This is a genomic window from Peribacillus sp. TE19612 (assembly GCF_056279465.1).
The window spans coordinates 234,880-261,813 of sequence record NZ_JBWCCL010000006.1; the positions used below are offsets into that span (position 1 = coordinate 234,880).

The following is a 26,934-nucleotide window of genomic DNA, read 5'->3' on the forward strand; positions in this document are numbered from 1 at the left end:
AAACAGGCACCTCCATTTCATACATGCTTCAATATATGCTTGTCTACTCGATGCTAGACTAGAAAATTTGAAAGAAATAAAGAGGGGATCCAATTGGATCCCCTCTTTGTCTTCACTCTGTTTTCTCTTTTGTCGGTATATCTTCACCAGCCCCATCTGGCTGGGATAATTCAATATTGAAGGTTTCCCCTTCATTAACCTTTTTCCCGGCCTCAAGACTCTGTTTACTCACGTATCCCGTACCTTCGGTTTTCAGATCCAGTTTTGCAACCTTAGCCAATTTCATGACATCGCGCAAGGACCATCCCTTCATGTCAGGAACTTTCATTTCGCCGTCCGTCCTGAGGATTATCTTTTCACCCTGTAAGAGTACACTCCCCGCTTTCGGGGATTGGTCGAGCACTTTACGTCCACTTCCGATCGTACTTACATCATAACCAAGTTCCTTCAGTTCTGTAACAGCTGAACTCTCGGTTTGATTCGTATAGTCTTTGATTTTATTTGCTTTTTGTTTTTTAACTTCAGAGGGTTTTATGTTTAGATATTGCAGGCTATTTTGCATGACAGGATTAAATATCTCTGACAATGGATCAGCCCCAACATAAGATACACCTAACTTGGGCTGCTTGACCGCCACATACATGACCAACTGCGGATCATCTTTTGGAGCCATTCCTAAAAAGGAGAACACATAGTTATTTTTCCCTTCTAAATATCTACCTGTCGGACCCGCAATTTGTGCAGTACCGGTTTTCCCCGCTACTTGATATCCATCAATGGCATATTTTTTCCCAGTTCCTTTTTTCGCGGTAATTACCGTTTCCAAATAATCACGTACTTGTTTTGCAGTTTCTGCCGAAATCGGTTGCCCTGTCACTTTCGGCTTAGTCGTTTTCAAAATTTTTCCGGTATCCTGATCGGAAATGCTTTTTATCACGTACGGCCGCATCATTTTTCCGTCATTGGCTATTGCGGATGCAGCTTGGATTTGTTGAATCGGTGTAACGGTCGAACCCTGTCCAAAGGAGGTAGTCACTTTTTCAAGCTTATACTTGTATTGAATTTTTCCGGTTATCTCGTTTGGCAGGTCAATTCCCGTTTTTTTATCAAATCCGAACTTAGTCAAATACTCACGGAACGTATCGGCTCCTATTTTATCCATTGCAAGTGTGGCAAAAGCGACGTTCGAGGAACGTTGTACCCCTTCCAGAAAGGTCATGCTCTTTCCTCTTTCGATTCCGCTATGATCCCCGATTTTCCCCGATCCGGCTTTATAGGTTCCTGCAACAAAGCTTTCATTCGGATTAAAGACCCCTTCCTCAACAGCCGCGGCAAGGGTGAAGGTTTTCATGGTTGAACCCGGTTCGAAGGTTTCTTCAATAGCCAGGTTACGCCATGTATCCGTTAGGCCGACTTTCGTTGTCGGATGGAAGGTGGGCCTTTGCCCCATCGCCACAATCTCCCCCGTTTTGGGATTGGAGACAATCGCTATGATTTGTTCGGGATCGTATTTTTCCTGCACTTTGCTCATCGAGTCTTCCAGAAACGTTTGTATTTTCTTGTCGATCGTAAGCATGACATCATTGCCATTATCAGGAGCAACGACTTTTTCCTTCTTATCCGGTAAGAGGAAACCCCACGAGTCACTGTCATATGTCAGCTTCCCATCCGTTTCCTGCAATTCTTTATTGAGGTACCTTTCGATGCCGAACTTACCAGCCATTTCTCCCGTTTCTTCATCCTTTTCTACATAGCCAATCAGATGGGAGGCGAAAATCCCATTCGGATAAAAACGTTTATTCGTCCTTCCGAATGTAATTCCCGGCAGTTCCAATTTTTCTATTTTCTGCTTGACGACCTGAGTCAAATCCTTGCCGGCACTGCCAAACTCCACTTGGTATGCCCCTTTTTTCGTAAGTCTTTCATAGATGTCCTGTTCATCCATGTCGATATATTTAGCAAGCTCATTCGCGGTCTTCTCCGGATTCTTGACATGCTCCGGCTCCTTTTCACTAAGTACTGCCCTTAAGATATAGGAGGAAGTATCTTCGGCGATGACTTCACCTTTTGTATCGAGTATGCTTCCCCTTTTTGCTTCTATGACCTGTTTTTTTTCATATTTCTTGTCGATTTTCGAAGCCAGTACCTCCCCGCCAGCTGTACCCGTCACCTGAATATACAAAAAGCGGCAGACTAAAACAAAAAAGAGCAGGCCGAATAAGAAGAATAATCCGGCTGCCCCATGCTTCATATTTTTTTGTTTCTGCATTATCACTGCACACCCTTCACATTATTCTCATTTAACTTGAACCCTAGCGCTGCAGCTTTTTTCCAAATTCTCTCGTATGTACTAAGTTCAGCAACCTGCACTTTCAAATCATCATTCACTTTACCCTGTTCTTCAATCGATGTTTCCACTAGCTGGATCTCTTTATTCGTTTCATAGATGGCCGCTTGATTAGAGACTATTTTCACTCCCATGAAGGTGACCATGATAGCAAGGGCACATAGTAAGAAAACTTCACCAATGGATATCTTCGCTTTACGGATGACCACTGTTTGCTGTGTCTGTTGCTGCTGTTGGTCTTCATATTGCTGTTCTTGTACTTTTTTGGCTATGGAACTCATTCATGTTCCCCCTCACTGATTTTTTTCTGTAATCATTGCTTTTCGGCGATTCTTAGCTTAGCCGACCGGGAACGATTATTCCCTTCCAATTCTTCTTCTGAAGGTAAAATCGGTTTTCTCGTAATTATTTTCATCGTTGGCTTGAATTCATCCGGGATAACTGGAAGTCCAGGCGGAAGATCCGGCATGCTACTGGCCTTTTTAAATACCGTTTTACAAATTCTATCTTCGAGCGAATGGAATGTAATAACAGATATTCTTCCCTCTTTATCCAAAAGCGAAATGGCCTGCTCCAGGGAATCTTCAAAGACACCAAGTTCGTCATTCACAGCGATCCTTATTGCTTGGAACACTCGTTTCGCAGGGTGCCCGCCTTTACGTCTTGCCGGGGCCGGTATCCCATCCTTAATTAATTCCACAAGTTCGAACGTCGTTTCAATCGGTTTTATTTCACGTGCCGCTTCAATTTTCCTGGCAATTTGTTTCGAAAACTTTTCTTCTCCATATTGGAAGAAAATTCTCAGCAAATCATGGAATGACCAGGTATTCACGACATCATAGGCAGAAATGGCAGCACTTTGGTCCATCCTCATATCCAAAGGTGCATCATGGTTATAGCTGAAACCACGCTCCGGTGTATCCAATTGTGGGGATGACACACCTAAATCATAAAGGATCCCGTCCACTTTCTCGATTCCCCGGGCATTCAACTCTTCTTTTAAGTATTTAAAATTATTAGGAACAAGAACAATACGTTCGCCATAGCTTTCCAATTTTTCCTTAGCATTCCGAATCGCCGTTTCGTCCTGATCAAAAGCATAAAGCCTGCCCTTGTCAGAGAGCTGTGAAAGTAAGTATTCGCTGTGACCGGCTCCTCCTAAAGTACAATCCACATAAATTCCATCAGGTTTGATGTTCAATCCATCAACCGTCTCTTTTAATAACACTGTTGTATGTTGAAACATGCTAGACATCCTTCCAATCGGTTATTGAGTGACTCTATTTCTGAGGGCAGCCTTAAATATCAAAGCCAATCATATTTTCTGCTATCTCAGCGAAAGAATCCTCCGAAGCTGAAAAATAGTTTTCCCAAAGGGATTTGCTCCAAATCTCAATACGATTGGTAACACCAAGAATTACACATTCTTTTTCCAATTGGCCATATGAAGTAAGCGGCGTGGGGATATTAATTCGCCCTTGTTTATCAATTTCGCATTCTGTAGCTGCAGAAAAGAAAAAACGGGTAAAGGCTCGGGCATCTTTTTTTGTTAAAGGCAGGGCTTTCAGCTTTTCTTCTAGCAGCTTCCACTCTTCCATAGGGTAACCAAATAAACATTGATCGAGTCCGCGGGTAAGGACAAATTGCTCCCCGAGATTTTCCCTGAATTTCACCGGGACTATCAAACGGCCCTTTATATCGATGTTATGATGGTACTCTCCCATGAACATACCCAATACCCCCACATTCTAATCTCAATGTACCACATTCCCCCACCTTTCTCCACTTGTTTTTACTTTCTCCTTCCAAGTAAAAATTACCTTCTTTTCTTATTAAGTTTATTTAGCCAAATTATTCAAAGAAACGTGCATTTCCCTCGAATGCACTCAAACTAAGACGCAGGCCCACTATTACTGTCGAAGCCCCGCCTGACAAGTACTCAGGAAACAGAAAAAAGACAGGCTTTAGCACCTGTCTTTTTTTCACATTTCAATCCCTCCATCAGGATTGGTTTGTGGCAACCGTATTCAAAATGATCTATCCGCCACTTTTCCCCAAAACGGATGGTTTTTCTAAATGAAAATCAATTTATGCTGATTATTGAAGCGATAGTCCAGTTTCATCATATCCCTTACGAGCTCTGGCCCATATTGATTCAAGTAATAAAACACATTCCAAATCCTCTCCTGGGGTGATTCGAGAGGGTACAGCGAATTTGCTATCCGATCATATTTTTTCAAGATGACCGAATGTCGTTCCTTTGTACGGTCACCGATTTTGCCATACATGAAATTCAATTGCTTTTGAATGAATTCAATGTTCTTGTTCAACATTGGCTCGAGTCCTCTATCCAAAGAGACAGCGTGGACAAATAGCTTTTCATGGTTCTCTTCAAGCTGTGATTTCAGCGTCCCGAACAGGGTGTCAATCGTCTCATCTTTAACGTAATCAAGGTAACTTTCCACAGCATTAGCGGTCCCTTCAGTCAGAACAGTTTCCAAACTGAGTTCCATTTCTTCAAGGTCGCTTTGGATACTCCGCTCCACCAGCGTGATGTTTAACCTAGGAATGATTGGCGGCATCTTCATGGAAAACAACTCAAACACCTTTTTTAATTCTGCCCAATAGGCTATTTCCCCTGGCCCAGAAACGAAAGCCAATACAGGGAAAAGCATTTCCTGCATGAGCGGGCGTGTAATGACATTGTTGCTTAATCGTTCTGGATGATTTCTGGCTATCTGCAAGAGTTCATCTCCGGTAAATGATACCTCACCGTTTTTTCCGCTGAAACCGCCTTCTACACGTTCGAGTAAACATCGATCTTTTTTTTCTGGATCATAATAAAATAAATTAGCGGCCTGTTTATCCATTTCAATCATTTTTGCATACCCTTTTGCATGCATGAATGATTGCTGTTCCTCGACCACTTCAGCAATCCGTCCACTTTCATTGACCATCGATTCAAAGTATGCCTTCTCGATTCGCCTTAAATCCGGATCTCCGGCATCGACTAGTAAAAGGCCATATTCTTTGAACCATTCATGAATCAGCTCGGCGAAGAAATCGACGAAAGTATTCGATTTCTTAATGGTTTCCTTCATATCAATCAGTAGTTTGTTCGTAAATTCCGTTTCTCCATATGTTTCAATGATTTCCTCAAGCCACTTCTCTGCCTTTTCCGTTTCCAGTTCCACATCAGAAACCATTGTTTTATATGGCTGGTAGGAAGGGTAGGTTTTTTTATCGGGTTTTCCGTTTTTCATAACATAAACATGATTGACTTCAGCCAAATCATGATCTTCTCCAGCTATCCAAAAAACCGGAATGACTGGCTGCCCCAGTTTTTTTTCCTGTTCTTCCGCAAGCTTAATGATCGATATCACTTTATGAATGGTATATAGCGGCCCTGATAATAACCCTGCCTGCTGTCCTCCAATCACAACCACGGAATCATTCCTGCGCAACCTTTCAATATTACCCTTAACTGCCTCACTGAATGAAAGACGAGACATGTATTGTTGTATGTAATCCGACAATTCATCACGTGAAAAAGAGCGGTTCATCAATTCTTCATATCTATTGAGATAAATGTCAGGCTTAGACAAGTCATAGTGAAAATAATCCTCCGTTTCAAAACGGTTTTGTAAATAGTCCGATGCAAAACGGTTTAAAGATGGTAACGCGAGATCTTTCATCTCCATTTCTGTTCTCCCTTTCTCTGCAACTACAATTCTTTTTAGAGTATAACATTCCGGTTTAAGAAAACAAAAGAAGTTGCCCAGCAGCAGAAAATTGATGCGATGTTCTATGTTATGTAGTCAATATCTTCGTAATACTTGTAATTATTCCAATGGAAAACAATAGAAGGTAAGCCACGAAAAATAAGGCGAAGTTCACTCTCCAAAAACCCTTTAATACCTTATGGAAAATGATTTCTTCTTTTACCTTGTAATGGACAAGAACCACCACGAATGCGTTGATGATCATGATGAGCATGATCACCCAAAGAATTTGCATATTCCAAATCGTAATGATCAAATAATGGACGGATAATACGAACAGCAGCGTACTCATGTCCATTGCAAATTGAACGGAGCGCCGATGGTTTCCAGTGAATTGTTTGGCACCTATAAAAAAAAGTATATACCCTACGAAAGGCAAGGTAATAAATATCGCGGCAAGGCTTGAAACTACGTACGGCACATCCTCATCCCCCCTGAGACTCTTTTCCTTTGACCATCTTATATAGAGAAGACGTCAGGCAATCACTTTTCCCTTTACTCTTTGCCTCCGAGAGGATATGACCCAAAATGGCATCAATTTCCGTTTTACGGCCATTTTCTAAATCTTTTAGCATGGACGATCGATTTTCAGCAGTTGCCATACAAACGGATTTCACATGTTCAAATGACTCATCCTTATTTTGAACTTCCAAAATACCGGAGATTTCCCCAAAAAGATCTTGAAATAATTGGTAGTGAAAAGAGTTAGTGATTAAACCGCCATTTTCCACACCAAGTATCGCCGTTAATGGATTTATCACCGCATTGACGACAAGTTTATCCATCAGCATCGAGTGAAAATCTTCACTCGTCGTAAAAGGAAAATGATCGATCCTTTCATTCACGAGCGATAGTTGCCCAAGTTCCCCTCTAAAGGAAGCGATCCTTGTAATGCCAAGCCCAGTATGCTCCACGGTATTCCCGTCATGTTTCAATGCTCCATGCTCCACTACCCCCACATATATGGTCGGGGATTGAAGCTGCTTTAAATAAGAAATATGCCCATAGCCATTCTGCAAGAATAGCAATGGAACCTGAATACCTTTGATCCTAGGCATTATTTGCGGCAGGTGATATTGCTTGACGGCCACTATTAGAAGATCCACATCCGATATCCCTTCATCCAGCCCTTTGGAAATGATGCCCGTCAGCAGTCGGCTTTCACCATCCGCAATAAGACGGATTCCATCACGTTGGATGATGGACGCCTGATCCGCAGTATGAGTATAGAGAGTCACATTATGTTTTTCACTTAAATGGGACGCAAACAGCAGCCCTATGGCCCCTCCGCCAATGATTCCAATTCTCATAATAACCTTCCTTACTTTTTTAAATATATTTACTATTTTATCACATTATCTTTTTTAGCCTGCACCAATTTTCCCATCGTTGGAAAACGCAGCCAATCTGATTGAATGAAACAATGGAACTGCCATTAACGATGGCTCGTCATAAAATACCAATGGAAAGAATGATTAATACGCAATTGAAGATATATTTTCTTCTTTAAGTGTTAATTTAATGGTATATTAGATACGAAAAGCTTAGCCATTTTGAAGACTTTACAGGAACAAAAGATAACTCCAAACTCACCCCAAGAGAAATTGAAGGGAAAAGGGCGGGGGATATAAGGCTATAAGCATTTAGTCAGCTAGGATAAGTCGATGATGTCATACTAGATTTAACCTAAGTTGAAATTCCACATGGAAAAGATCAGTGGGATGACTTTCAAAGGGTACTATCGGAAGAGGTTTATCAGAATTAAGGGGGAGCTTTTTTATGGAATACAAGGTTGAACGATTACTTGTAAATTTTAAAACGCTTGAGGAATTCAAAAAATTCAAAGAATATGGGATACAGGAACTGTCCATGCTAGATGATTTAGAGGGTAACATCATCGAAAATGACAGCCAATCACCTTTTTACGGAATCTTTTATGGCGATAAACTTGTAGCTCGCATGAGCCTGTATAAAAGAAGCGCTAAATTCGACCAGTATTTTGACAATTCCAGGGATTTCCTTGTTCTTTGGAAACTTGAAGTCCTGCCTAACTATCAGAAAAAAGGTTATGGAAGAGCTTTGGTCGAATTCGCCAAAAGCCTGAACATGCCTATCAAAACCAACCCAAGAGTCCATTCACAAGACTTTTGGAAAAAGATGGGTTTTTCTGCTGTTTCCTATGACTTGGACAGGGACCTCGGAGAAAACCCGCTGATTTGGAGCCCATTTGACATACAAGATAAGAAAGAAATAGATACACAAGAATAAGGAAGCATCAAGAAAATGCGGGCGGATTTTCCCACCCGCATTTTTTATTTATTGACCCTTTCCAAATTACCATTCTTATCCATTTGAAAACTCACCTTCGGATTCGCCTTTTCGTCCTCCTGGACACTAAGTTTTCTTGCGCGCTCCATGATCTGCATTAACGCACGATAATCTTCCTCAACAGCTTTCAGGTTTTCCTTAAGCAGGACATTCTCTTCCAGTAATCGGACATTTTCCCGTTCAAGAAATAGGGAACGCTCAGAAATCCGTTCTTTTTCCTTATTATCAAGCTGAAAGAATTCATCCATTTTGGTTAAATATAATATAACTTCCTGAAGGGTAATAGATTCTTTATCTTCATGCTCGGGCGTTATTTCTTCAATCGTGACATTTTCGACCGCTGCAATCGAATCCCTTTCCACTTCAGGATTATTGACTACCTGTTCTTTCCTTTGTTTTTTCGCCAGCTCTATCCCTGATTTATATTGCTTCCTAACAAAGGAATTCCAACGGAACCCACAAGCAGCAGATGTCCTTGATAACTGTTTCCCCACTTCTTCAAACGCCTTTAATTGTGTACTGCCTTCCCGTATATGCCTCAGTACCACTTCAGCCAACAACAGATCCTCATCATGAGTCCATGCATCTTGTCTCGCAATCGTCATCTCTCTACCTCCTTAGTAAGTTTTAATTCATAATATGCACATGCTAGGAAAGATAGAAGATATATAGAGCGTGTAATATTTATTTTTTCTTATTTAGAAAACGCTCGACTGCAGCATGGTGCTCATCACTCGCCCACAGTTTGGAACATTCCCGGATTTCCGCATCCATTCTTCCTTTAAGCCCGCTATCCTGCCATTTATGGACCAGCAATCGTTTATAGGCCATCAATACCCCTGTCTCATGGCGAAGAAAATCTTCCGCAAACCATTCCCATCCATCCGTACCTTCTCCGACTACCTCATCTACGAAACCAAGTTCCTTCGCTTCCTCAGCTTTATGTATTTTTGCATCCAATAATAGCTTTAGCGCTTTTTGCTCTGGTATTTTTTCAAGTAAAAGCGAAGCTCCGCCCCAGCCAGTCGTTATTCCTAGAGTACCTTGTACAAACCCTAACCTAGCTTCCCTCTTTGCTAACCTGAAATCACAAGCTGTCGCTATTTCGCATCCGCCGCCGAAAGCACTTCCATTGATTAGCGCTATTGTCGGTTTTGGGAAAACTGCTAGTTTATACAGAATTTCACCCATTTTCGATAACATAGAAAAGGCCTCTTCTTCTGTATGCAAATCCTGAAATTCCCTTAGATCCCCGCCTGAACAGAACGCCTCAGAGCCCGCGCCGGTCAGGACCAGCAACTTAACTTCATCATCGCTTGCAGCTTCCGACAATATCGACTCAAGTTCGTCCATCAGCTGATAATTCACGGCATTCCTTTTCTCCGGTCTATTAAATAGGAGCTTCATGAAACCGCGTTTATCCATTTCAACTTCAATCACCTGATCCATGTAAACACCTTCTCCAAAATCATCGGCAAACGCGAATGATTCGAAATATTCTGCCAAATATATTTGTAAAAAAAGCACAGAGAAAAATCCCTGCGCTTTGATTAGCGTGTTGCATCAAGAGAGCTAAGCTCTCAAGTAGGTCAAGAAATTATTTTGCGACAACTTCTTTTCCTTTATATGTTCCACATTCTTTACAAACGTGATGTGAAAGAGTCATTCCACCACAGCTCGGGCATTCTACCATACCAGGTACTTGAAGCTTGAAGTGCGTACGACGTTTTCTTTTTACAGTTTTCGACGTTCTTCTAAAAGGTACAGCCATTATTCCCACCTCCTTAAAAAATATAAAAAAGCTGGAAAAATCGGATTAACGATTTTTCGTTCCAATCAAGATTCTTTATTGTTGTCAAAAAAGTCGGCAAGCTTTGCAAATCTCGGATCAACCTTATGCTCATTTTCCTCTTCGGAAATAACAGCCCAGTCTTTCCCAGATTGAGGAGCAGCTTCATTCGAATCGACATCCTCACAAAAAACCTGCATCGGAATTTCTAGCAATAAATTTTCTTTAATTACCGGTATTAGGTCTACAACGTCGCCTTCCACAACAGTGACATCATCTCCGTAGAAATCTGTGCCATCTGCCTTTAAAAGAAAGGTTTCCTTTGTATCAATATCAATCGGATATTTAACGTCTACCAGTGTACGGGAGCAAGGTAATGTTAATTCACCTGAAAGATGCAAGTGAAAAGTAATCTCGGTCGAGCTGATATCAGCTCTTCCTGCTACTCTGATCGGAGAAACATCGCGAATTTGCGGGTCTCTTTCTCTAATGTCCAAGACATCCACCAGTTCATCAAACCGTAAATCTTTGTCCCGAATTTTTTGAAGTTGACTAATCGTCCATTTCAAATGAAATCACCTCAAGGCAACAAAAATAATTATAGCTTTCAATTATAAGTTTGTCAATATTTTTTCTTTACACTATAATGTAGTCATCCTAACTGATTGTCTAAGTTTTATGAATCATTTCTAACAAAAAATCCAGACGATTACTTATAGTAATTTTACTTGAAATACTATTTTAGCACTAAGTTGATAAAATACAAAGTTTTTCTCTGAGGTGAACGAATGAAAGCTTGCGGTTTAGTAGTCGAATATAACCCTTTTCACAATGGACATGTTTTACATGCAAGAGAAAGTAGAGAAAAAACAGGTGTAGATGTTGTTGTCGCTGTTATGAGCGGGCCCTTCTTACAGCGTGGCGAGCCCGCTATCGTCAGCAAGTGGACACGCGCTGAAATGGCCTTGAATGGCGGTATTGATCTTGTCATTGAGCTGCCATATGCTTTCGCGACACAGAAGGCTGAAATATTTGCAAAAGGATCTATTGCTCTTTTGGAATCCCTTGGCTGTGACTCCTTTTGCTTCGGAAGCGAGGATGGCAAAATTGAACCATTCATCATCGCCCACAGAATCCTTTCGGAAAATTCCGCTGCATTCGATGCCGCAATCAAATCGGCCATGGATGCCGGTAATAGTTATCCGGCAAGTGCTGCCCAGGCTTATCGTTCGATCATCCATGGTGATGCGGCATTGGATTTGACGAAGCCGAATAATATCCTTGGAAAGGAATATGTAAGTGCTGCCCTTTCAAACGGCTATTCCATTCGCCCTTATACGATTCAAAGGGTCGCTGCCGGGTACCATGAAACAAAGTTGTCCAAAGACCCTATTGCCAGCGCAACGGGGATACGTAAAGCCATCCATGAACACCAGGAATTACATTCTGTTTCCAGTTACATTCCTCAAGCGACGATGAGTGGCCTTGAGCAATATTTAACGCACTACCATGCCTTGCATGACTGGGAAATGTATTGGTCCATGTTGAAATACCGTATCCTTTCCTCCTCTTTAACCGAATTGGCAGGAATATACGAAGTTGAGGAAGGCATAGAGCACCGAATGAAGGAGATGGCCAACCAATCTTCGAGCTTTTCTGGATTCATGGCAGCGCTGAAGACAAAACGCTACACATGGACACGGCTGCAGCGGATGTGTGTCCATATATTGACGCATACATTCAAGGAACAGGTGATTCATAATGACCAACCGGCCTATATCAGACTTCTTGGCATGAATGGCCGGGGACAAGAATATCTTCGTTCTGTAAAAAAAGGCTTGCCCCTCCCTCTCATCTCTAAACTTTCGTCCTATCGGAAGCAGGACATCGATATGGACTTGCGAGCGGCACAGGTGTATGCACTGGGCTTGCCCGAGCCGCATCAAGCTGCATTGATGAAACGTGAATATGAATCTCCCGTCATTTTCAAATGAAGAAGGATTCAAGCTTGGTCCGTTTCATCCTTAAGTGTAAAAAGAAAAATGAAAAAAGCGCAAACAGTAGATGACTGCCTGCGCTTTTTTTCATTTTTCTTTTCCATTTAGCTTCGTTAAATAGGCTACTGCATCTTCAAAGTTGTCAACCGGCACGATCTTCATGTCAGTGTCAATATCCTTTGCTGCAATGAGTGCATCTTCATAATTCGAACCCGCTGCTCCGTTTTCATTCGGGGCAAAGAATATTTCGGCTCCAGACTTATCGGCTGCAACAATTTTCTGTTGAATTCCGCCAATTGGACCGACTGTCCCATCATCAGACATCGTCCCTGTACCCGCTATGTCATATCCATTTGTAAGGTCGCCTTTCGTTAATTGATTATAAATTTCCAACGAAAACATTAAACCAGCCGAAGGACCGCCTATATGTTCTGAATCTATGGCAATCGCCGGTTTTGTGGTCACTCTTCGATTGTCATCAAGCGAAATGCCGATTCCTACCCTATTTGGGTCATTTTTAAAAGGCTGCAACGAAAGAACGGCCGTTTTCTCCGTCTCTTCCCGCTTATAAACTATTTTAACTTCATCTCCAGCCTTCTTTTCGTTAATATAGTCCATGAATTCCTGTGCAGACTTGAATTTAACATCATCAACTTGAATGATTTGATCGCCCGCTTTCAGTTCTTTTGCTGCCGGCATTCCTTTTAGCACGTCCAAAACATATACACCCAGGTACTCGTATTCGACTTCTTTCCCTGCTTTTTCATATGCGATCTTAATGGCATTATTTTTAGAACCATCCATTAAATGGAGCTGCCTGATATTATATTCTTCATCTGTTTCATCTTCGCTTCTGATGGAGGTTTCCGGATAAAGCTCCTGATATTTGCTCCACTTCGCCATCATGTAGGAATATATATTCGCCCGGCCCATCCTTACAGTGGTTAACATAAAGCTTCCTTTTGCTTCATCTCCTCCGGATACCTCAATGATTGGCTCCAATTCTTTAGCCATTCCTGGTTTCGATACATAAAAAGGTAGGGAATAAAGGGCTGATGCTATGAGAAGTATAGCCACCACCAGGAAAGTGCGTACATACGTTTTACGGCTCATCTTCAAAGGACTCCTTCCAAGTAACAATGCTCTGCTTAATTTGATCTATCTTACCTCTTGCTGCTTCTTCTCCAATACTAATTATTTCCTGTACGTTTGTAAATGATTTCGAGCTGTATTTCTCAACCCTGGGGCGTATCATGACGTCTGAAGCAAACTCCCTGCTTTTAACCAGCTCCATTTGCAAGATATCGAGGCTTTGCATGATGACGTCATATATGGAGTTTATCTCCATATCCTGTTTCACGTGGGCTACATCCACACCAATTATGATGTCTGCTCCCATATCCTTCACAACTGAAACAGGAACCCTGTCAACTACGCCGCCATCAACAAGCAGTCTGTTTCCGATTCTTTCGGGAATGAAAATCCCGGGAATGGAGATGCTTGCCCTTACAGCCGGTGCGATGGGACCTTCCTGAAAAATGACTTTTTCCCCCGTTTTTATATCAGTGGCTACCACCGCCACAGGAATATCAAGTTCTTCAAATTTCTTGCCATATGTAAATACCCTGATTAAATCCTTTGTCCGCTTACCCGAAATGAAGCCCATCTTAGGTATGGTGAAGTCCAAATAATACTTCCGCTTAAATGCACGGGACAACTTATACAGCCTCTCGATATCGGACCCCGCTCCATAAAAGGCTGCAACCATTGCTCCCATGCTGCTTCCAGCAATCATATCTATCGGAATGCCTTCTTGCTGCAATACCTTTATCACGCCAATATGTGCAAACCCCCTAGCTCCTCCTGACCCAAGTGCAAGCCCGACCTTTGGTTTCGACAAAGATATCCCTCCCGCTTTAACTAGTTCAAAATATTGAAATAACACTCATTCAAAGTTATGGTCTTAAACGGATTTATAGAAGCATATTATTTATATTGACAGTGAAACAAGCATGGCAGATATATTCCATGCAGCCAATGTAAGTGAAGGGCTGCGCGGAAATTCCATTGTGCGGATCATCCCTCTTTACATGTCGGTACAATCCTTATTCCATCATGCGCTTACTTTCAAGAAAAAGAAGTTCATATTTTATTATATACGAAACGAACTGCCCTTATTTAGTAACCTTCAAGAGGAGGCTGAATTTTGCTAAAATCAAAATCTAAAACAGTACTGTTAGCTACCTCCGTCACGATGATGGCAGTTGGCTTGATCATCTTCCCCCAAGAATCCTTTGAAGCTTCCAAAGGCGGACTGAATATTTGGTGGACAATTGTTTTCCCTTCGCTTCTGCCTTTCTTGATTTTCTCGGAGTTATTAATCAGTTTTGGGGTTGTCAGGTTCATTGGTGTCTTGCTCGAACCATTTATGCGTCCCTTATTCCGTGTACCAGGAGTGGGCGGTTTCGTTTGGGCGATGGGACTTGCATCAGGGTTTCCAGCCGGGGCGAAATTCACTGTAAGGCTTCGTCAGGAAGAACAATTGACCCGCATTGAAGCTGAAAGACTCGTTTGTTTTACTAATTCATCCAATCCATTGTTCCTATTCGTTGCCGTTGCCGTTGGTTTTTTCCACAACCCTCATTTAGGGATCATCCTTGCACTTTCCCACTACCTAGGAAATATTTGTGTAGGCATCATCATGCGTTTTTACCGTTGGAAAGAAGAAAAATCCCATGCAAAAGTACTGACCAAGCTCCCCTCCATAAGACAAGCCTTTAGTCAAATGCATCAAACCAGAATAAAAGAAACAAGACCATTTGGCAGTTTACTTGGAGATGCAGTACTCTCATCCATCCAAACCCTATTGATGATCGGGGGGTTCATCATTCTCTTTTCTGTGGTGAACAAGCTTTTATTTCATATGAACATCACCGGATTGCTAGCATCTGGGGTCGGAGGAATTCTACATATTTTTAATTTCCCGGATTCCTTAAGCCTTCCCTTCATATCAGGTATGTTTGAAATGACTCTTGGTTCAAAATTAACCAGCACGGTCGAAGAGGCGACTCTCTTTCAGCAAACCGTGATGACAAGTTTCATCTTAGCTTTCAACGGGTTCAGCATTCAAGCGCAAGTTGCCAGCATCATTGCCGCAACGGACATTCGTTTCACTCCCTTTTTTCTGGCTAGGATTGCACATGGCCTTCTTGCATCCATTATCACCGTCCTGCTTTGGGAACCATTCTATAAAGGCAAAATGTACAGCGGCAGCCCGATAAACGCATTCCCGGTCAGCGGATCCGGTGAACACGTGAATTCCCTATATCAAAGCATGCTTGAAATAGGTCCCATTCTAACACTCGTGTTTTTGATCCTATACATCATCATATTTACCAAAAGGTTATTCAAAGGCCTTTCGTAAACCAAAAAAGAGCATTGCGCGTTGGCAATGCTCTTTTTTCTATCCTTTCAGTTCCTCGTATTTTTTGGCCAGAGCTTTCTGGACGACACTTGGCACTAGTTCGGAAATATCCCCGCCATACTTCGCTACCTCTTTCACGATACTCGAACTCAAGAAAGAATATTGATTTTTCGTCATGATAAAGAATGACTCTATTTTATTGTTAAGGAATCGGTTCATCGAAGTTCCCTGCATTTCATATTCAAAGTCGGAAGTCGCCCTCAATCCCCTGATGATGGCATTCGCGGAAACGCTTTCAGCATAGTCGACCGTCAATCCCTGATAGAAATCCACTTTTACATTCGGCATATGGGCAGTCGCTTCAGTAATCAGTTCCAGCCTCTCCTCCACTGTAAAAAGGGAGTTTTTCGCTGAATTGTTCACGATGACCACATATACCTCATCAAAAACATTTGCTCCCCTTTGAATGATATCAAGATGACCAAATGTTATTGGATCAAAACTCCCCGGACAAATCGCTATTTTGGACATTCATAGTTCCCCCTGTTCGTGTACGTTTCCCCATTGATAAATCGTAACAGCAATGACGCCATAAACTTCTTTTCTCTTAACGGTAAAGTCACCAACTTTTTCTGGCAAAGTAACATCATGGCCATGCTCACAAACAATGTATCCCATATCGTTCAGCAATCGGTATTTATGTATTTCTTCAAGAATCTCAACTAGCTTTTGTTTCTTATAAGGTGGATCAAGAAAAATCAAATCAAAAGTCATTTCCCTTTTCACCAAAGCCTTTAATGCACGTTCTGAATCATTTTTATAAACTTCTGCACGGTCTGAAAACTTGCATAGTTCCAAATTAGCCTTAACCGTTTGATTTGCTTTAAAATCCCGGTCGACAAATATGGCTTTTTCCATGCCTCTGCTTAACGCTTCAATTCCCAGTCCACCGCTTCCGGCAAACAAGTCGAGGACCAGCCCTCCTTCGAAATAAGGACCAATCATGTTGAAAATGGATTCCTTGACTTTATCAGTAGTCGGCCGGGTTCCTGTACCCGGTACAGCCTTAAGTGGTCTTCCTTTGCAAATTCCGGAAACGACCCTCATCATTCTCACCACATTTTATGACAAATTTCTGTTACTTTCCTATCCTAACATATTAGAAAAAGCTAGCCAATATTTAAACCCATTTGGCTTCATTTCCATGATGAAAAGAACATAACATTTCGTACCATGGATAGTAGATATCCATTCTTTTTATAAATCTTTTACATGTTGAATAATAAAGTGGTTTTTGGCAATAATGTGAATAACAACATTCCTTTTTAGGTGTTGTTGCCAACCGCGGAGAAGGCTTACGTTTCCCCATAAGTTCTTCCTCCGGTTTCTCCTCTCCCTTTGCCTTCTGGTCCTTAGTTAGACATAGAAGGACCCTGCATATTTTTGCAGGGCTTTTTTTTATTGATAAACCACTTATTTCTAATTTCCTTTATCATCATTCGTCAATGAAGTTGTCCTTCTCTTTTATGAGGGATAATGATAAAGTAATGAATAATAAGTTAGTTAGGAGAGGTTTAATTGATTCAACGTTTTATTGAAATTGGACAAGGATATTCCGATATATATGAGTTGCTGGAAGTAGGCCGCAATCAGAAACATCGAGTTGCAAGGCTCTTGGCCATGCATACTACTATAAATGATAAAAAGGTAACGTCATTGGTCATCGTCATGGAGCCCACAGATCCCGGGAAATTCCAGCCGCTTTACATTTGCCGTGAAGGTATTCCTAACCCACATGCCACCAAAAACAAACGCTATGAGCTTTTTGAGAACTTGGCTGAGGAACTGGATAGGCCAATTATTGAAATCGACGTGAAACCTTCGGTGCTCTTTGCAGAAATCGAGTTGTACTACCAGCACTTAATCGGCATTTTGCGAATGAATAGATATCTGCCGCCATTAGGTTGAAAGATGTTGCTGCCCTGAAAATGAAAAAGCTGACTCCGCATGAGTCAGCTTTTTTCAAATTCCCATTTTATAATCATATTCTTTCGCTTTATCCGGTTTGGAGTTTTCGAACTCCACCTTCAAAAAAGGCTTGTAAGAAAGGTCCACCTTTTTAACGAACGAATAATTATTCAGTTTTTCCACCAGTGGTTCCACTTCATCCATATTCGTATAAAGCACGACATATTTCAACTTTTTTGAAACATAATGGATATTTCCAAATTTCCTAAGCATTTTGGCTTGTTTCAATGTATGTAAATAGACGATGATTCCCTGTCTCGCTCCAAGCATATCAATAACTCCCTTTTATAAAGGTTTTAACTAAGTGTAGCATAGCAGAATCTTTACTTTCAACCAAGAAAAAAAGATTATAAACAAAATTCTCTCACTATTATGAATATATACACTGTGAAGGGAGCCAAACAAACGATGGATTTAAACCAAATTTGGCATCAATTTATTGATCATCTATTAGATAATGATGAAATTACCCAAGCTTCGATAAAAAAGTTCACAGGAATCCCCTTTATATATATCCATTATCATCCGGCACCAAATGATGATGGTAAGCTTTCTCTCTTAATAAAAACAGCCGCAAGCCTTTCAATGCGTGGCAAGCAGCTTCATTGTGAAACCATTTTCGTACGGCAGGAAGAACATTTATATGTATTCCGGCATCGTTTTTATGTGCCGCAGAAAAAGATGTTTTGCTGCGGCAACCTTTGTCCGGATTGTATTTTATATCGCGGTTAATCGCTTTTTGCCACGTATCCGGAATATGTACAATGAAAGAACATGCATCGGTTCATGACCATGTCTCGGCGAGGTTCCAAACATGACACAGCCACCGAACTCCGTATTAATATCGAATTTCGATGGCTGCATGTTATATACCGGCCCTGAATGTTCCCAATCTGGCCATTACCTTAAGCAGAGCACCCGCAACTTCCCCCGGTTCCGCAGCTTCCCGTTGAACATCCGCCGGATGAAACAAAAAATGGATTCCCAGCCGGGGTTTTGACCTGTTCAGAAACAGCTCGGCCAATTCTTCCGCTTATTTCATCAAGAACGGATTGCAACTCGGTCTCCGCCCGCTTAAACCTTGCAACGGCAGGATGCATATCCATGTCTCGTTTAGCTTGCCTCGTTTCTAAATTGATGCGTTTATAATCCGGATGATATTTACCGAACCTTTGAACATCTTCAAATAGATCCTTAAGCGAAGTAAACTTTGAAATTATCCGCTGGGCCTCTTTGTCGTTTTGTAATTTATATAAACTAAGGAGGTATTCTTCCCCTATTTCAGAATGAAGGATCATTTCAGCTAATCCATCAGCCTGATGTAAAATGTCGATGATTTCCATAGTAGCAAGCATTAACAAGCTCACCTCCACAACCATTTTACCATTTCTCCCTTTTAGATGCTAATGGTTTGATTAAATCGAGGAAGTGATATGTACCTCAATCTCTTTTTGCAGCCCTGTTTTTTCACCTGCACCATTCAAAATCTCCAGCTTTATTTTATGCATGCCATTCGGGACATCCTTTACGATAAATGCTGCCGTTTTCATATCGACTTTCTTTTGATTATCAATAAATACGGACACAGTCGCCAATTGTTCAGGATTTGATTCAGAAAAACCATAGTTTTTTAAGTAGCACTCAACATAGACGGAGTTGCCTTTTACAAATGTTTTTACCCGAAAGTCCTCATCTGAGTTTTGGATGCTCGATACAGTGGTGGCAGCCTCTAGTGTAGAAACACCTTGTATGGCTACTCCTGAGTTTTCAGGTTCAGGTATTTTCTTGCCACAACCCGTCGCTGCCATCAACACTGTTAGAGCCAATATCAACTTTCTCATTCCATCGTCCCCCTTTTGCCTTTATTGTTCGCCAAAAGGAGTAATTTACTCTTATTTTCTTCATTCACTTGGAGCATTCATCGCTTGAAACATATGAAGCATCATTGAGGCAACCTGAACGCTTTCCGAAAATTTAGAGACCCGATGTGGAATCGACTTCTCAAAATAATATTTAGCTTCGGTTTCAAACACATCCACTTCATGTGGATTACGCATTAATCTTTTGTACCATGCAGGCTGAACCCTCAAATAATTTCGCATATCTTCGTTTGTTTGAATGAATTCATATATATTCTGGCGCATGAAAAACCCTCCTTAATCTTTGGTGAATAAAAAAGGGTTAGCTCTCTGCTCTTTTTCTTTTGGGGGAGGACTGGTATCACCTGATTTATTCCCTTGGAAAGCAGATAGCACTCCTTGGATTGCACCGATGGCCTGATTGGCATTCGTAATATATTGTTGAATCTGCCCCATATCCATGTTTTTAACGGCACTCATTAACGAACCGATCAACTCAGTGCTTTGGTCTCCCTTTTCAACCGGCAGTGATGGAGATCCTGTATTCTCTTTGGGCTCACCCACACTGCCGTCAGCCTGCCAGCGTGGATGATCTTCTCCGAGTAAATACCACTCTTCAAAAAGTTCCTGCCATGTTGCTTGTTTGCTTCTCACTTCATTCACTAAATGAGGATGTTCCTTTACAAACTCCCGAAATCCATCCACGGAGGGCCGCTTTCTTTTTGCCATTACTCTCACCTCACACTTAGACATCGCCTATTTCACCATATGCTAAAGGTAGATAAAAAGTGCATAAATTCCTTTTCAAATGCAATGGGGCGTGACAGCGGAATCCAAGTTCGTTATGTAAAAACCTCCTTTAGCAAACGATCCAAATGGTTGGGACCTTTTTCAATTTAAAAATATGATCCACAACAAGAAAACGGACCCAAACCGGGTCCATTTTTTTATCTCTTTATGAAATTCTGGGTGTAATACTTTTTATATACCCCGACGCCCAGACCTGTAAATTCCTCGCTCAGCATCGCATCCCGATGCCCTTTGCTATTTAGCCAACCTTCCATGACTGCAGCTGCATCCACATAATTGGCTGCTATATTTTCACCGGCCGCCCTGTATTTCACATGACCTGCATCAAGACGATTTTCCAAATCCCCCTTTGTTTCAGAAACATGGGTTCCTTCAGGGGTGTCCTTCATTTCCTGGCTATGAAGGTAAGCAACCTCCGCAGTAGCGGCATCCCATTCTAAAGGCTTCAAATCAAATCTGCTGCGCATGATATTCGTAATATCGAATATTTGCTGCTCATTTCCATCTTCCACTTTCGCCATGTCCTCATCTGAAAGGTCCTTAACTGTCACAAGTTCACCATGATAGGTCAACTCATATGGCTTTTGTTTCAATAGGGCGGAATCATTCAAAAATCGGATGCTTGAAACAGTCCCCGTGAATTTATCCAAATAAAGCTGAACATTAATATTCCCTAAATCAATTAACGGCCTCATGTTCATATCTTCCTCCGACAATTCAAAACGATAGGAACTGTGACCAACTTCAATATCAACAGTAGGTTCCACATATAAACTGGAATAGATGGCATCAATCGATTGTCCAATTTTAAAAGGAGCGACATTGACCTCATCACCGATTCCGTAAGCAGATACCACTTTTTCATTTTCAACGGCTAATTGGAAATAATTATTATAGTCCTTTTTATAAACCCACCATTCATATCCATAGGCAGACAAATCAATTCGATCCGGCTTACCGTATTCCCTTTCTATCTCTTTTGCATTTTTCCCGATCGTTACTGCCAGACCTTCTGTCACTTCAGTAACCCCTTCCTTTTCAGAGGAAGTGCTTCTTTCATTTATATGTCCATTGGGGTTAACACCTTTGTTACCATCAATAAGAGGGTTCCCTTCATCTTCATCGCCGATATTAAGATAAATACCGATTACGAAAAAAATAATGATTAACACCAACACCTTACCTAAACTGCGCAGAGGAACACTCCCTCTCTCTATCTAATTTATGTATCCAATGCAAAAACCTTTCTTTCCTGATTATATCACTGTTCAATCATAATTTTCTAATTTACGATAGACTGCCCCTTCATTAAATTTATTTAAAAAATGGAACTTTTGTGAATGATTGAAATACCATGGTTGAGTTCATTGCAACTTCAACCATTTCGTACTATTATAAAATATAGGATAAAATGGTATATTATAAACATACTTGGAGATTTTTAATATATTCATGTACATAATATTTTCCCGGTATGTCATTTTAATTCTCAATAGTAAACATAGGAGGTACTACTCGTGAAATTTGAAAGCTTTGGAATCGAAAACATCACAGCCGACTTAAACCGACTAGATGACCTAATGCCGCAATATGGTTTAATACGAGCAGAACAATGGGATTACGAAAGAGTCAGTTACGATCGTAAGTTCGAATTAAAAGAAGGCACGTTTTACCTGAGAATACTTGGCTATGCTACAGAGGGCGATGTTGGCGCTCACAGGGCCGTCATCAAATTAATGGTTCCTCTATTAGGAAAACACTATTATCCACACGGAGTTGAATATGGTGAAGGAGAGGATTTCCCTGCATCACTAGTTAAACAAAGTGAAAAAATCCTCGCTCAAATCAAAGAAGAACTTACACAATTCAACGGCCTGTAAAAGCCGTTAGCGAAAAGTGGGTCAAAGAGAGAGGATCATGTGTGATGCTCTCTTTTTTGTATCCAATACAAAAGCCTGATGCTTTTTTTGCACCAGGCTTTTTGTCATTTTAAAATCCTAGGATCGCCTTTATTAAAGATGTTGTTTCGCCGCCATGATAAATCACATAAAGCAGGATGTAAACAGCTACTCCAGTAATCCCAGTGAAAAACCAAATGATGCTGGTCGCCGGCCCGATTTTCTTATGAATCGCGAATTTACCTTTAAACCCAGTGGTAAGCATGATGATCCCCAAAACAGCTCCAGTTGTTGCAAGTGTTATATGGAAAATCAAAAAAATCGTATAATAAATTTTTATGTCATCGGGTCCGCCAAATGACGTACTACCAATGAAGACCGTCCGAGAAAGATATATAGTGAAAAAGATCACCGCAAAAATCGCAGCTGCCATCATGGTTTTTTTATGGGTCTCGATTTTGCGTTGTTTAATTTGATACCAGCCTATTGCAACAGTGATGGCACTTAATACAATGAAGGCTGTACTTATCGTTGGAAGGATTGGTAAAGACATATGAAGTGTAGTCCTCTCTATATTTATTAATCAACTACTATTTTATAAGAGGCAATCGTAAAATTCAATAAAATCAAGGATTATTAACAGAATGCTCACTTTTACAGAATAGCCAAGTCAAATCACTGGCAATTTGCTTTAATTCGAAAATCAGGCAAAGGCAGATAAAAGACTTGTCCGCCCCAAGACAAGTCTTTTATCGTACAATTATTCTACAGTCTGAAAATCCGAAGGTATCGGATCGATATCACTTTGGCCGCCATTCTCCTTTTTGAACCAAGCAAAGAAAATGACACCTAATACATAGCCTAAAACGATTTCTTGAATCACCTTCATCAGAACCCCACCAAGCTGTTGATCCTCAAGCAACGGCAGTCCATTGAACATTTCCGGGCCACTGAGCGTTAAGCCCGACAGTGCTGAAGCAGGAACGCAAAGTTCCATGGCACTCGCCCAAGATTCCGCATTCGTAAATGTATCATACATCGGATCATTAGCAAAAATGATTAAAGCGCAAGCAGGGGTCATTAGAATGCCACTGCCGAAAATATAAGCTACTTTTTTCACACCTGATAGACTTTCACGTTCCGGCAGTTGATTGACAAGCGGGAACCACATCAAAACGGCAGTCGTAAATAAAAGGACCGTGTATCCGGCATGAAACCACATACCAGTTTTGATAAAGTCGAATACTAACGGGATATGGTACAGAGAGAAAAGAACATTAAATAGTAAAAGGGCGACAAGAGGTTTCGTGAAAAATTGAAATAACGTCTTCACTCCCCTTGAATTTATGAAAGTTCTTATAAGCCAATCTGGAACCGCAATGATAAATAAAGGCGGAATCACGAGATAAAGCAGTGCCATTTGAAACATATGGGCACTGAACATGATATGGCTCAATAAGTCCAGTGGCGATCCTTTTACAACATATAGAAGGAACATGGCTATCAAAAAATAAGTAGCCTGTTTAACGGAAAGCGATGAACTGCCCGAAAACTTTTCCCTTTTTTTTGTCACCAGCCAAAAATAGCCAACGGTTATAAGTACGAGGACGGCAAAATAATAAGGACTCCATAAAGCACGAAATCCGAAAATATCAATAGACAAAAAAATCACCTCGTTCATGAACTTTTTCTTACTTTCATTATATCTAAAATGAAACCTGGTAACAAATATAGATAAACTTGGATTCATTTTCTAGCTCATCACATAAAGAAAACCGGCTATCATTCAATAGCCGATTTTCTTTATGGTCTATAACCAAACAATCGTTGTGAACACAAGGACCGTTATCAAGCCGACTGCAAGCCCGGAAAATAAGAACAATGCAATGGTGCCATGACCTTTATGCTTCATATGCATGAAATAATACAATTGGAAAATCACTTGTACAACTGCCAGCAGCAAAATGACTGGTTTAATGAACCAATGTGAAAAACCCTCAATTCCTACAGCAGCAAAAGCAAGTAATGTAAAGAAAATCATAAGTGTAAATGATATCACTTGGTGTTTCATCTCTTCAGCATTTTTCTTACGGCGATATTTTAAATCGACATTCGGGTTCGCTGAATTTGATTGTTCATTCGCCATCAGTTATCCCACCATTCCCATTAAGTATACGACAGTAAAGATAAACACCCAGACTACGTCAATGAAATGCCAATATAGACTCGCAACATAAAATTTAGGAGCGTTATATAAATTCAAGCCCCTTCTTGCATTCCGAATCATTAGAGATATGATCCAAACCAAACCGAAAGCAACGTGTCCTCCATGAAAACCAACTAACGTATAGAACGCGGAGCCGAATGCACTGCTCGTAAAGGTATGATGGAATTCATGAACATAGTGATTAAATTCATAAATCTCAAGACCTAGAAAAGCAAAACCAAGTGCAACCGTAATTACAAGCCATGCTTGCATTTGTTTAAAATGGTTATTTTTCATATGGTACATCGCATACACACTGGTTAATGAGCTGGTCAATAACAGCATGGTTGCTACAAATGTAAGTGGTAATTCGAACAAGTCTTTAGCTAAGGCTGCTTCACCATTCGGAACTTTATCCTTCAATGCAAGGTAAGTTGCAAAAAGTGAGGCGAATAGTACCGTCTCTCCACCAAGAAACAACCAGAATCCCAAATACTTATTTTTACCTTCTAAAGTCGCTTTCTCGGGAGAAGCAGGCCAAGTGGCATCCGTGAATCTTTCATCTGTTTGCATTATGCCTTACCTCCCTTGTCTTTATCGTCCATAAGTTCTTCTTTATGAATGTGGTATCCATGATCGTCTTTAACGGAACGGATAAACATTGAAGCGAATGTGATCAAAAGTCCAACAATCATTATAGGCAGGGTCCATGTCTTATCATCCATATTATATAAAGCTCCGAATGCGGCAACAAATAAACCCAAGGCAATCGTTAAAGGAAGTATAGATGAATTCGGCATATGGATATCCCCCAGTGGTTCTGCAGGAGTCATTTCCTTTTTCCCTTCCATTTTTTCAACCCAGTAAGGATCCAATCCGCGGACAAGCGGAAGTTGTTTGAAATTATAAAACGGCGGTGGTGATGGAATGGCCCATTCAAGCGTACGGCCGTCTCCCCATGGATCATTGCCGACTTTCTCATTCTTAACAGATGTAATGATGATATTGATGACCATAACCAATACCCCAAATGCCATTAGGAAGGCACCGACTGTACTGATCATATTACCTGTATTGAGGCCTTGATCGTCCAAGAATGTAAATACGCGACGAGGCATCCCCATTAGACCTAAGAAATGTTGGATGAAGAATGTTAAATGGAAACCGATCAAGAACGTCCAAAATGTGATTTGTCCCAATTTCTCGCTTAACATCGTTCCAAACATTTTCGGCCAATAGAAATTGATTCCAGCCAGTAAGCCCAATACAACCCCACCGACGATTACATAGTGGAAATGGGCAACAACGAAATAACTATCATGGTATTGATAATCAGCAGGTGCTGACGCGAGCATGATACCTGTCACGCCACCCATGGTAAATGTAGGGATAAAGGCAACAGCATAAAGCATCGGTACCGTGAACTTGACGCTTCCTCCCCACATCGTAAAGATCCAGTTGAATATCTTAATACCTGTCGGTACTGCGATAGCCATGGTGGCCACGGCAAAGATTGCATTCGCGATAGGACCTAAACCAGTGGTAAACATGTGATGCGCCCAAACCATGAAACCTAAGAAACCGATTAAAACGGTTGCAAATACCATCGATGAATATCCGAATAATCTTTTTCTAGAGAAGGTAGCGAAAATCTCGGAAAAAATACCGAAAGCAGGAAGGATCAGGATATATACCTCCGGGTGACCGAATATCCAGAATAAATGCTCCCAAATGATCGTATTTCCGCCCGCTGCTACATCAAAGAAATTCGATCCGAACATCCTATCGAACATCATTAACACCAATCCTACCGTAAGCGGAGGAAAAGCGAATAATATCAATGCGGAAACAACGAAAGTTGACCATGTAAACAGCGGCATACGCATATATGTCATACCAGGCGTACGCATATTAATAATGGTTACAAGGAAATTGATCCCCGCAATTAATGTTCCCAATCCCGATATCTGCAATCCCAGGACGTAAAAATCAATACCATGGCCTTCGGAGTGCAGGGAAAGTGATGCATATGATGTCCAGCCCGCATCAGGAGCCCCTCCTAAAAACCATGAAAGATTCAGAAAGACTCCTCCAAAGAAAAACAGCCAAAAACCTAACGAATTCAAAAATGGGAACGCAACATCACGTGCCCCTATCTGTAAGGGTACGACCGCATTCATTACAGCAAACACCAACGGCATGGCTGCCAAAAATATCATAGTCGTACCGTGCATGGTCAATATTTCATTATAAAATCCGGCACTTACGAAGTCATTATTTGGGATTGCAAGCTGGATACGGATAAACATCGCTTCCAAACCGCCGATTACAAAGAATAACCCGCCAGAGATAAGATATAAAATGGCGATTTTCTTATGGTCTACCGTCGTCAGATAATCCCAAAGCGTAGCGCCAAATCCTTTTTTATTAGCGTACGTACTCACGATTTAACCTCCTTAATCAATG

33 protein-coding genes are annotated in these 26,934 nt (G+C 41.1%); 6 read left to right on the forward strand and 27 right to left on the reverse strand.

Annotation, left to right across the window (positions count from 1 at the left end; translation table 11 throughout):
- Nucleotides 1-112: 112 nt before the first annotated feature.
- The 8 genes from ACZ9AO_RS13060 to ACZ9AO_RS13095 form a co-directional block, all read right to left on the reverse strand.
- On the reverse strand, nucleotides 113-2,269 hold the full coding sequence (locus ACZ9AO_RS13060) for a penicillin-binding protein (protein ID WP_476109206.1): 2,157 nt from the start codon (nucleotides 2,267-2,269) through the stop codon (nucleotides 113-115).
- Between the two features lie 2 nt (nucleotides 2,270-2,271).
- Entirely contained in the window at nucleotides 2,272-2,628 is a 357-nt protein-coding gene (gene ftsL / locus ACZ9AO_RS13065) for a cell division protein FtsL (RefSeq protein ID WP_072272701.1), read from the reverse strand.
- Nucleotides 2,629-2,660: 32 nt separating this feature from the next.
- Nucleotides 2,661-3,593, reverse strand: a complete 933-nt coding sequence (rsmH, locus tag ACZ9AO_RS13070) for a 16S rRNA (cytosine(1402)-N(4))-methyltransferase RsmH (RefSeq protein WP_034313911.1) — start codon at nucleotides 3,591-3,593, stop codon at nucleotides 2,661-2,663.
- Nucleotides 3,594-3,645: 52 nt separating this feature from the next.
- Nucleotides 3,646-4,077, reverse strand: coding sequence for a division/cell wall cluster transcriptional repressor MraZ (mraZ, locus tag ACZ9AO_RS13075; RefSeq protein ID WP_034313914.1), 432 nt, complete (start codon nucleotides 4,075-4,077; stop codon nucleotides 3,646-3,648).
- Between the two features lie 121 nt (nucleotides 4,078-4,198).
- Nucleotides 4,199-4,333: a hypothetical protein gene (locus tag ACZ9AO_RS13080; RefSeq protein WP_286676029.1), complete on the reverse strand. Its 135-nt coding sequence runs from the start codon at nucleotides 4,331-4,333 to the stop codon at nucleotides 4,199-4,201.
- Nucleotides 4,334-4,419: 86 nt separating this feature from the next.
- Nucleotides 4,420-6,048 carry a bacillithiol biosynthesis cysteine-adding enzyme BshC gene (bshC, locus tag ACZ9AO_RS13085; RefSeq protein ID WP_476109207.1) on the reverse strand — a complete coding sequence of 543 codons (1,629 nt, stop codon included), beginning with the start codon at nucleotides 6,046-6,048 and terminating at the stop codon, nucleotides 4,420-4,422.
- Between the two features lie 109 nt (nucleotides 6,049-6,157).
- Nucleotides 6,158-6,550 (reverse strand): DUF3397 domain-containing protein, encoded by a 393-nt coding sequence (locus ACZ9AO_RS13090; RefSeq protein ID WP_476109208.1) that lies wholly within the window; start codon nucleotides 6,548-6,550, stop codon nucleotides 6,158-6,160.
- A gap of 4 nt (nucleotides 6,551-6,554) precedes the next feature.
- Entirely contained in the window at nucleotides 6,555-7,439 is an 885-nt protein-coding gene (locus ACZ9AO_RS13095) for a 2-dehydropantoate 2-reductase (RefSeq protein ID WP_476109209.1), read from the reverse strand.
- A 469-nt stretch (nucleotides 7,440-7,908) separates the two neighbouring features.
- Between ACZ9AO_RS13095 and ACZ9AO_RS13100 the strand changes: the two genes are divergently transcribed.
- Nucleotides 7,909-8,397, forward strand: a complete 489-nt coding sequence (locus ACZ9AO_RS13100; protein ID WP_048684574.1) for an N-acetyltransferase — start codon at nucleotides 7,909-7,911, stop codon at nucleotides 8,395-8,397.
- 44 nt (nucleotides 8,398-8,441) lie between these two features.
- On the opposite strand, the gene ACZ9AO_RS13105 is transcribed toward ACZ9AO_RS13100, so the two are convergent.
- The 4 genes from ACZ9AO_RS13105 to ACZ9AO_RS13120 all read right to left on the reverse strand — a co-directional run bounded on the left by ACZ9AO_RS13105 (nucleotide 8,442) and on the right by ACZ9AO_RS13120 (nucleotide 10,815).
- Entirely contained in the window at nucleotides 8,442-9,062 is a 621-nt protein-coding gene (locus tag ACZ9AO_RS13105) for an RsfA family transcriptional regulator (RefSeq protein ID WP_048684572.1), read from the reverse strand.
- Nucleotides 9,063-9,141: 79 nt separating this feature from the next.
- Nucleotides 9,142-9,984, reverse strand: coding sequence for an enoyl-CoA hydratase/isomerase family protein (locus tag ACZ9AO_RS13110; RefSeq protein ID WP_311292665.1), 843 nt, complete (start codon nucleotides 9,982-9,984; stop codon nucleotides 9,142-9,144).
- A 70-nt stretch (nucleotides 9,985-10,054) separates the two neighbouring features.
- Nucleotides 10,055-10,228 carry a 50S ribosomal protein L32 gene (gene rpmF / locus ACZ9AO_RS13115; RefSeq protein ID WP_034313929.1) on the reverse strand — a complete coding sequence of 58 codons (174 nt, stop codon included), beginning with the start codon at nucleotides 10,226-10,228 and terminating at the stop codon, nucleotides 10,055-10,057.
- Nucleotides 10,229-10,293: 65 nt separating this feature from the next.
- The gene (locus ACZ9AO_RS13120; RefSeq protein ID WP_048684570.1) at nucleotides 10,294-10,815 is read right to left on the reverse strand and encodes a YceD family protein; all 522 of its coding nucleotides are present in this window, start codon (nucleotides 10,813-10,815) and stop codon (nucleotides 10,294-10,296) included.
- Nucleotides 10,816-11,034: 219 nt separating this feature from the next.
- Between ACZ9AO_RS13120 and ACZ9AO_RS13125 the strand changes: the two genes are divergently transcribed.
- The gene (locus tag ACZ9AO_RS13125; protein WP_476109210.1) at nucleotides 11,035-12,240 is read left to right on the forward strand and encodes a nucleotidyltransferase; all 1,206 of its coding nucleotides are present in this window, start codon (nucleotides 11,035-11,037) and stop codon (nucleotides 12,238-12,240) included.
- 90 nt (nucleotides 12,241-12,330) lie between these two features.
- On the opposite strand, the gene ACZ9AO_RS13130 is transcribed toward ACZ9AO_RS13125, so the two are convergent.
- Both ACZ9AO_RS13130 and ACZ9AO_RS13135 read right to left on the reverse strand, forming a co-directional pair.
- Nucleotides 12,331-13,356, reverse strand: coding sequence for a SepM family pheromone-processing serine protease (locus ACZ9AO_RS13130; protein WP_048684565.1), 1,026 nt, complete (start codon nucleotides 13,354-13,356; stop codon nucleotides 12,331-12,333).
- Complete coding sequence (locus ACZ9AO_RS13135; RefSeq protein ID WP_034313939.1) at nucleotides 13,346-14,143, reverse strand: patatin-like phospholipase family protein; 798 nt, start codon at nucleotides 14,141-14,143, stop codon at nucleotides 13,346-13,348. The genes ACZ9AO_RS13130 and ACZ9AO_RS13135 overlap by 11 nt, the downstream gene beginning before the upstream one ends.
- A 306-nt stretch (nucleotides 14,144-14,449) precedes the next feature.
- Between ACZ9AO_RS13135 and ylbJ the strand changes: the two genes are divergently transcribed.
- Nucleotides 14,450-15,667 carry a sporulation integral membrane protein YlbJ gene (gene ylbJ, locus ACZ9AO_RS13140; RefSeq protein ID WP_476109211.1) on the forward strand — a complete coding sequence of 406 codons (1,218 nt, stop codon included), beginning with the start codon at nucleotides 14,450-14,452 and terminating at the stop codon, nucleotides 15,665-15,667.
- Nucleotides 15,668-15,706: 39 nt separating this feature from the next.
- Here ylbJ and coaD read toward each other — a convergent pair whose 3' ends face one another.
- On the reverse strand, nucleotides 15,707-16,198 hold the full coding sequence (gene coaD / locus ACZ9AO_RS13145) for a pantetheine-phosphate adenylyltransferase (RefSeq protein WP_034313942.1): 492 nt from the start codon (nucleotides 16,196-16,198) through the stop codon (nucleotides 15,707-15,709).
- Nucleotides 16,199-16,774 (reverse strand): 16S rRNA (guanine(966)-N(2))-methyltransferase RsmD, encoded by a 576-nt coding sequence (gene rsmD, locus ACZ9AO_RS13150; RefSeq protein WP_127778618.1) that lies wholly within the window; start codon nucleotides 16,772-16,774, stop codon nucleotides 16,199-16,201.
- 471 nt (nucleotides 16,775-17,245) lie between these two features.
- Between rsmD and ACZ9AO_RS13155 the strand changes: the two genes are divergently transcribed.
- Nucleotides 17,246-17,635, forward strand: coding sequence for a DUF7147 family protein (locus ACZ9AO_RS13155; protein ID WP_053534320.1), 390 nt, complete (start codon nucleotides 17,246-17,248; stop codon nucleotides 17,633-17,635).
- A 54-nt stretch (nucleotides 17,636-17,689) separates the two neighbouring features.
- On the opposite strand, the gene ACZ9AO_RS13160 is transcribed toward ACZ9AO_RS13155, so the two are convergent.
- The gene (locus ACZ9AO_RS13160; protein ID WP_048684554.1) at nucleotides 17,690-17,965 is read right to left on the reverse strand and encodes a YlbG family protein; all 276 of its coding nucleotides are present in this window, start codon (nucleotides 17,963-17,965) and stop codon (nucleotides 17,690-17,692) included.
- A 138-nt stretch (nucleotides 17,966-18,103) separates the two neighbouring features.
- Between ACZ9AO_RS13160 and ACZ9AO_RS13165 the strand changes: the two genes are divergently transcribed.
- Complete coding sequence (locus tag ACZ9AO_RS13165) at nucleotides 18,104-18,427, forward strand: hypothetical protein (protein ID WP_476109212.1); 324 nt, start codon at nucleotides 18,104-18,106, stop codon at nucleotides 18,425-18,427.
- 173 nt (nucleotides 18,428-18,600) lie between these two features.
- Here ACZ9AO_RS13165 and ACZ9AO_RS13170 read toward each other — a convergent pair whose 3' ends face one another.
- The 5 genes from ACZ9AO_RS13170 to ACZ9AO_RS13190 all read right to left on the reverse strand — a co-directional run bounded on the left by ACZ9AO_RS13170 (nucleotide 18,601) and on the right by ACZ9AO_RS13190 (nucleotide 21,536).
- Entirely contained in the window at nucleotides 18,601-19,050 is a 450-nt protein-coding gene (locus ACZ9AO_RS13170; protein ID WP_063596543.1) for a YlbF/YmcA family competence regulator, read from the reverse strand.
- 60 nt (nucleotides 19,051-19,110) lie between these two features.
- Nucleotides 19,111-19,536 (reverse strand): hypothetical protein, encoded by a 426-nt coding sequence (locus ACZ9AO_RS13175; protein ID WP_052137469.1) that lies wholly within the window; start codon nucleotides 19,534-19,536, stop codon nucleotides 19,111-19,113.
- Nucleotides 19,537-19,596: 60 nt separating this feature from the next.
- Entirely contained in the window at nucleotides 19,597-19,839 is a 243-nt protein-coding gene (locus ACZ9AO_RS13180; protein ID WP_034313959.1) for a YlbE-like family protein, read from the reverse strand.
- Nucleotides 19,840-19,851: 12 nt separating this feature from the next.
- Nucleotides 19,852-20,283 (reverse strand): YlbD family protein, encoded by a 432-nt coding sequence (locus tag ACZ9AO_RS13185; protein ID WP_476109213.1) that lies wholly within the window; start codon nucleotides 20,281-20,283, stop codon nucleotides 19,852-19,854.
- Nucleotides 20,284-20,501: 218 nt separating this feature from the next.
- Nucleotides 20,502-21,536, reverse strand: a complete 1,035-nt coding sequence (locus tag ACZ9AO_RS13190) for a CAP domain-containing protein (protein ID WP_476109214.1) — start codon at nucleotides 21,534-21,536, stop codon at nucleotides 20,502-20,504.
- 345 nt (nucleotides 21,537-21,881) lie between these two features.
- On the opposite strand from ACZ9AO_RS13190, the gene ACZ9AO_RS13195 reads away from it, so the two are divergent.
- Nucleotides 21,882-22,244 (forward strand): YugN family protein, encoded by a 363-nt coding sequence (locus tag ACZ9AO_RS13195; RefSeq protein ID WP_034313973.1) that lies wholly within the window; start codon nucleotides 21,882-21,884, stop codon nucleotides 22,242-22,244.
- 109 nt (nucleotides 22,245-22,353) lie between these two features.
- Here the strand turns inward: ACZ9AO_RS13195 and ACZ9AO_RS13200 are convergent, their stop codons facing one another.
- From ACZ9AO_RS13200 to ctaD, 5 genes are all read right to left on the reverse strand, one after another.
- Nucleotides 22,354-22,815, reverse strand: a complete 462-nt coding sequence (locus ACZ9AO_RS13200; protein WP_048684536.1) for a DUF420 domain-containing protein — start codon at nucleotides 22,813-22,815, stop codon at nucleotides 22,354-22,356.
- Between the two features lie 207 nt (nucleotides 22,816-23,022).
- On the reverse strand, nucleotides 23,023-23,934 hold the full coding sequence (gene ctaG / locus ACZ9AO_RS13205) for a cytochrome c oxidase assembly factor CtaG (protein WP_309247788.1): 912 nt from the start codon (nucleotides 23,932-23,934) through the stop codon (nucleotides 23,023-23,025).
- A gap of 138 nt (nucleotides 23,935-24,072) precedes the next feature.
- Entirely contained in the window at nucleotides 24,073-24,408 is a 336-nt protein-coding gene (gene ctaF / locus ACZ9AO_RS13210) for a cytochrome c oxidase subunit IVB (RefSeq protein ID WP_048684534.1), read from the reverse strand.
- 3 nt (nucleotides 24,409-24,411) lie between these two features.
- Entirely contained in the window at nucleotides 24,412-25,041 is a 630-nt protein-coding gene (locus tag ACZ9AO_RS13215) for a cytochrome (ubi)quinol oxidase subunit III (protein ID WP_251538878.1), read from the reverse strand.
- The gene (gene ctaD / locus ACZ9AO_RS13220) at nucleotides 25,041-26,912 is read right to left on the reverse strand and encodes a cytochrome c oxidase subunit I (protein ID WP_054396968.1); all 1,872 of its coding nucleotides are present in this window, start codon (nucleotides 26,910-26,912) and stop codon (nucleotides 25,041-25,043) included. The genes ACZ9AO_RS13215 and ctaD overlap by 1 nt, the downstream gene beginning before the upstream one ends.
- Nucleotides 26,913-26,934 lie beyond the last annotated feature (22 nt).

Bases quoted from the DNA above. Each gene is read 5' to 3' on its own strand.
- ctaF (WP_048684534.1), bottom strand. From the start codon at position 24,408: ATGGCGAATGAACAATCAAATTCAGCGAACCCGAATGTCGATTTAAAA.
- ACZ9AO_RS13130 (WP_048684565.1), bottom strand. From the start codon at position 13,356: ATGAGCCGTAAAACGTATGTACGCACTTTCCTGGTGGTGGCTATACTT.
- ACZ9AO_RS13105 (WP_048684572.1), bottom strand. From the start codon at position 9,062: ATGACGATTGCGAGACAAGATGCATGGACTCATGATGAGGATCTGTTG.
- ACZ9AO_RS13095 (WP_476109209.1), bottom strand. From the start codon at position 7,439: ATGAGAATTGGAATCATTGGCGGAGGGGCCATAGGGCTGCTGTTTGCG.
- mraZ (WP_034313914.1), bottom strand. From the start codon at position 4,077: ATGTTCATGGGAGAGTACCATCATAACATCGATATAAAGGGCCGTTTG.
- rsmH (WP_034313911.1), bottom strand. From the start codon at position 3,593: ATGTTTCAACATACAACAGTGTTATTAAAAGAGACGGTTGATGGATTG.
- ACZ9AO_RS13200 (WP_048684536.1), bottom strand. From the start codon at position 22,815: ATGTCTTTACCAATCCTTCCAACGATAAGTACAGCCTTCATTGTATTA.
- rpmF (WP_034313929.1), bottom strand. From the start codon at position 10,228: ATGGCTGTACCTTTTAGAAGAACGTCGAAAACTGTAAAAAGAAAACGT.
- ACZ9AO_RS13160 (WP_048684554.1), bottom strand. From the start codon at position 17,965: ATGCTTGGAGCGAGACAGGGAATCATCGTCTATTTACATACATTGAAA.
- ACZ9AO_RS13125 (WP_476109210.1), top strand. From the start codon at position 11,035: ATGAAAGCTTGCGGTTTAGTAGTCGAATATAACCCTTTTCACAATGGA.
- ACZ9AO_RS13180 (WP_034313959.1), bottom strand. From the start codon at position 19,839: ATGCGCCAGAATATATATGAATTCATTCAAACAAACGAAGATATGCGA.
- ACZ9AO_RS13215 (WP_251538878.1), bottom strand. From the start codon at position 25,041: ATGCAAACAGATGAAAGATTCACGGATGCCACTTGGCCTGCTTCTCCC.
- ACZ9AO_RS13170 (WP_063596543.1), bottom strand. From the start codon at position 19,050: ATGCTTGCTACTATGGAAATCATCGACATTTTACATCAGGCTGATGGA.
- coaD (WP_034313942.1), bottom strand. From the start codon at position 16,198: ATGTCCAAAATAGCGATTTGTCCGGGGAGTTTTGATCCAATAACATTT.
- ACZ9AO_RS13100 (WP_048684574.1), top strand. From the start codon at position 7,909: ATGGAATACAAGGTTGAACGATTACTTGTAAATTTTAAAACGCTTGAG.
- rsmD (WP_127778618.1), bottom strand. From the start codon at position 16,774: ATGAGGGTCGTTTCCGGAATTTGCAAAGGAAGACCACTTAAGGCTGTA.
- ACZ9AO_RS13060 (WP_476109206.1), bottom strand. From the start codon at position 2,269: ATGCAGAAACAAAAAAATATGAAGCATGGGGCAGCCGGATTATTCTTC.
- ACZ9AO_RS13165 (WP_476109212.1), top strand. From the start codon at position 18,104: ATGGATTTAAACCAAATTTGGCATCAATTTATTGATCATCTATTAGAT.
- ftsL (WP_072272701.1), bottom strand. From the start codon at position 2,628: ATGAGTTCCATAGCCAAAAAAGTACAAGAACAGCAATATGAAGACCAA.
- ACZ9AO_RS13185 (WP_476109213.1), bottom strand. From the start codon at position 20,283: ATGGCAAAAAGAAAGCGGCCCTCCGTGGATGGATTTCGGGAGTTTGTA.
- ACZ9AO_RS13175 (WP_052137469.1), bottom strand. From the start codon at position 19,536: ATGAGAAAGTTGATATTGGCTCTAACAGTGTTGATGGCAGCGACGGGT.
- bshC (WP_476109207.1), bottom strand. From the start codon at position 6,048: ATGGAGATGAAAGATCTCGCGTTACCATCTTTAAACCGTTTTGCATCG.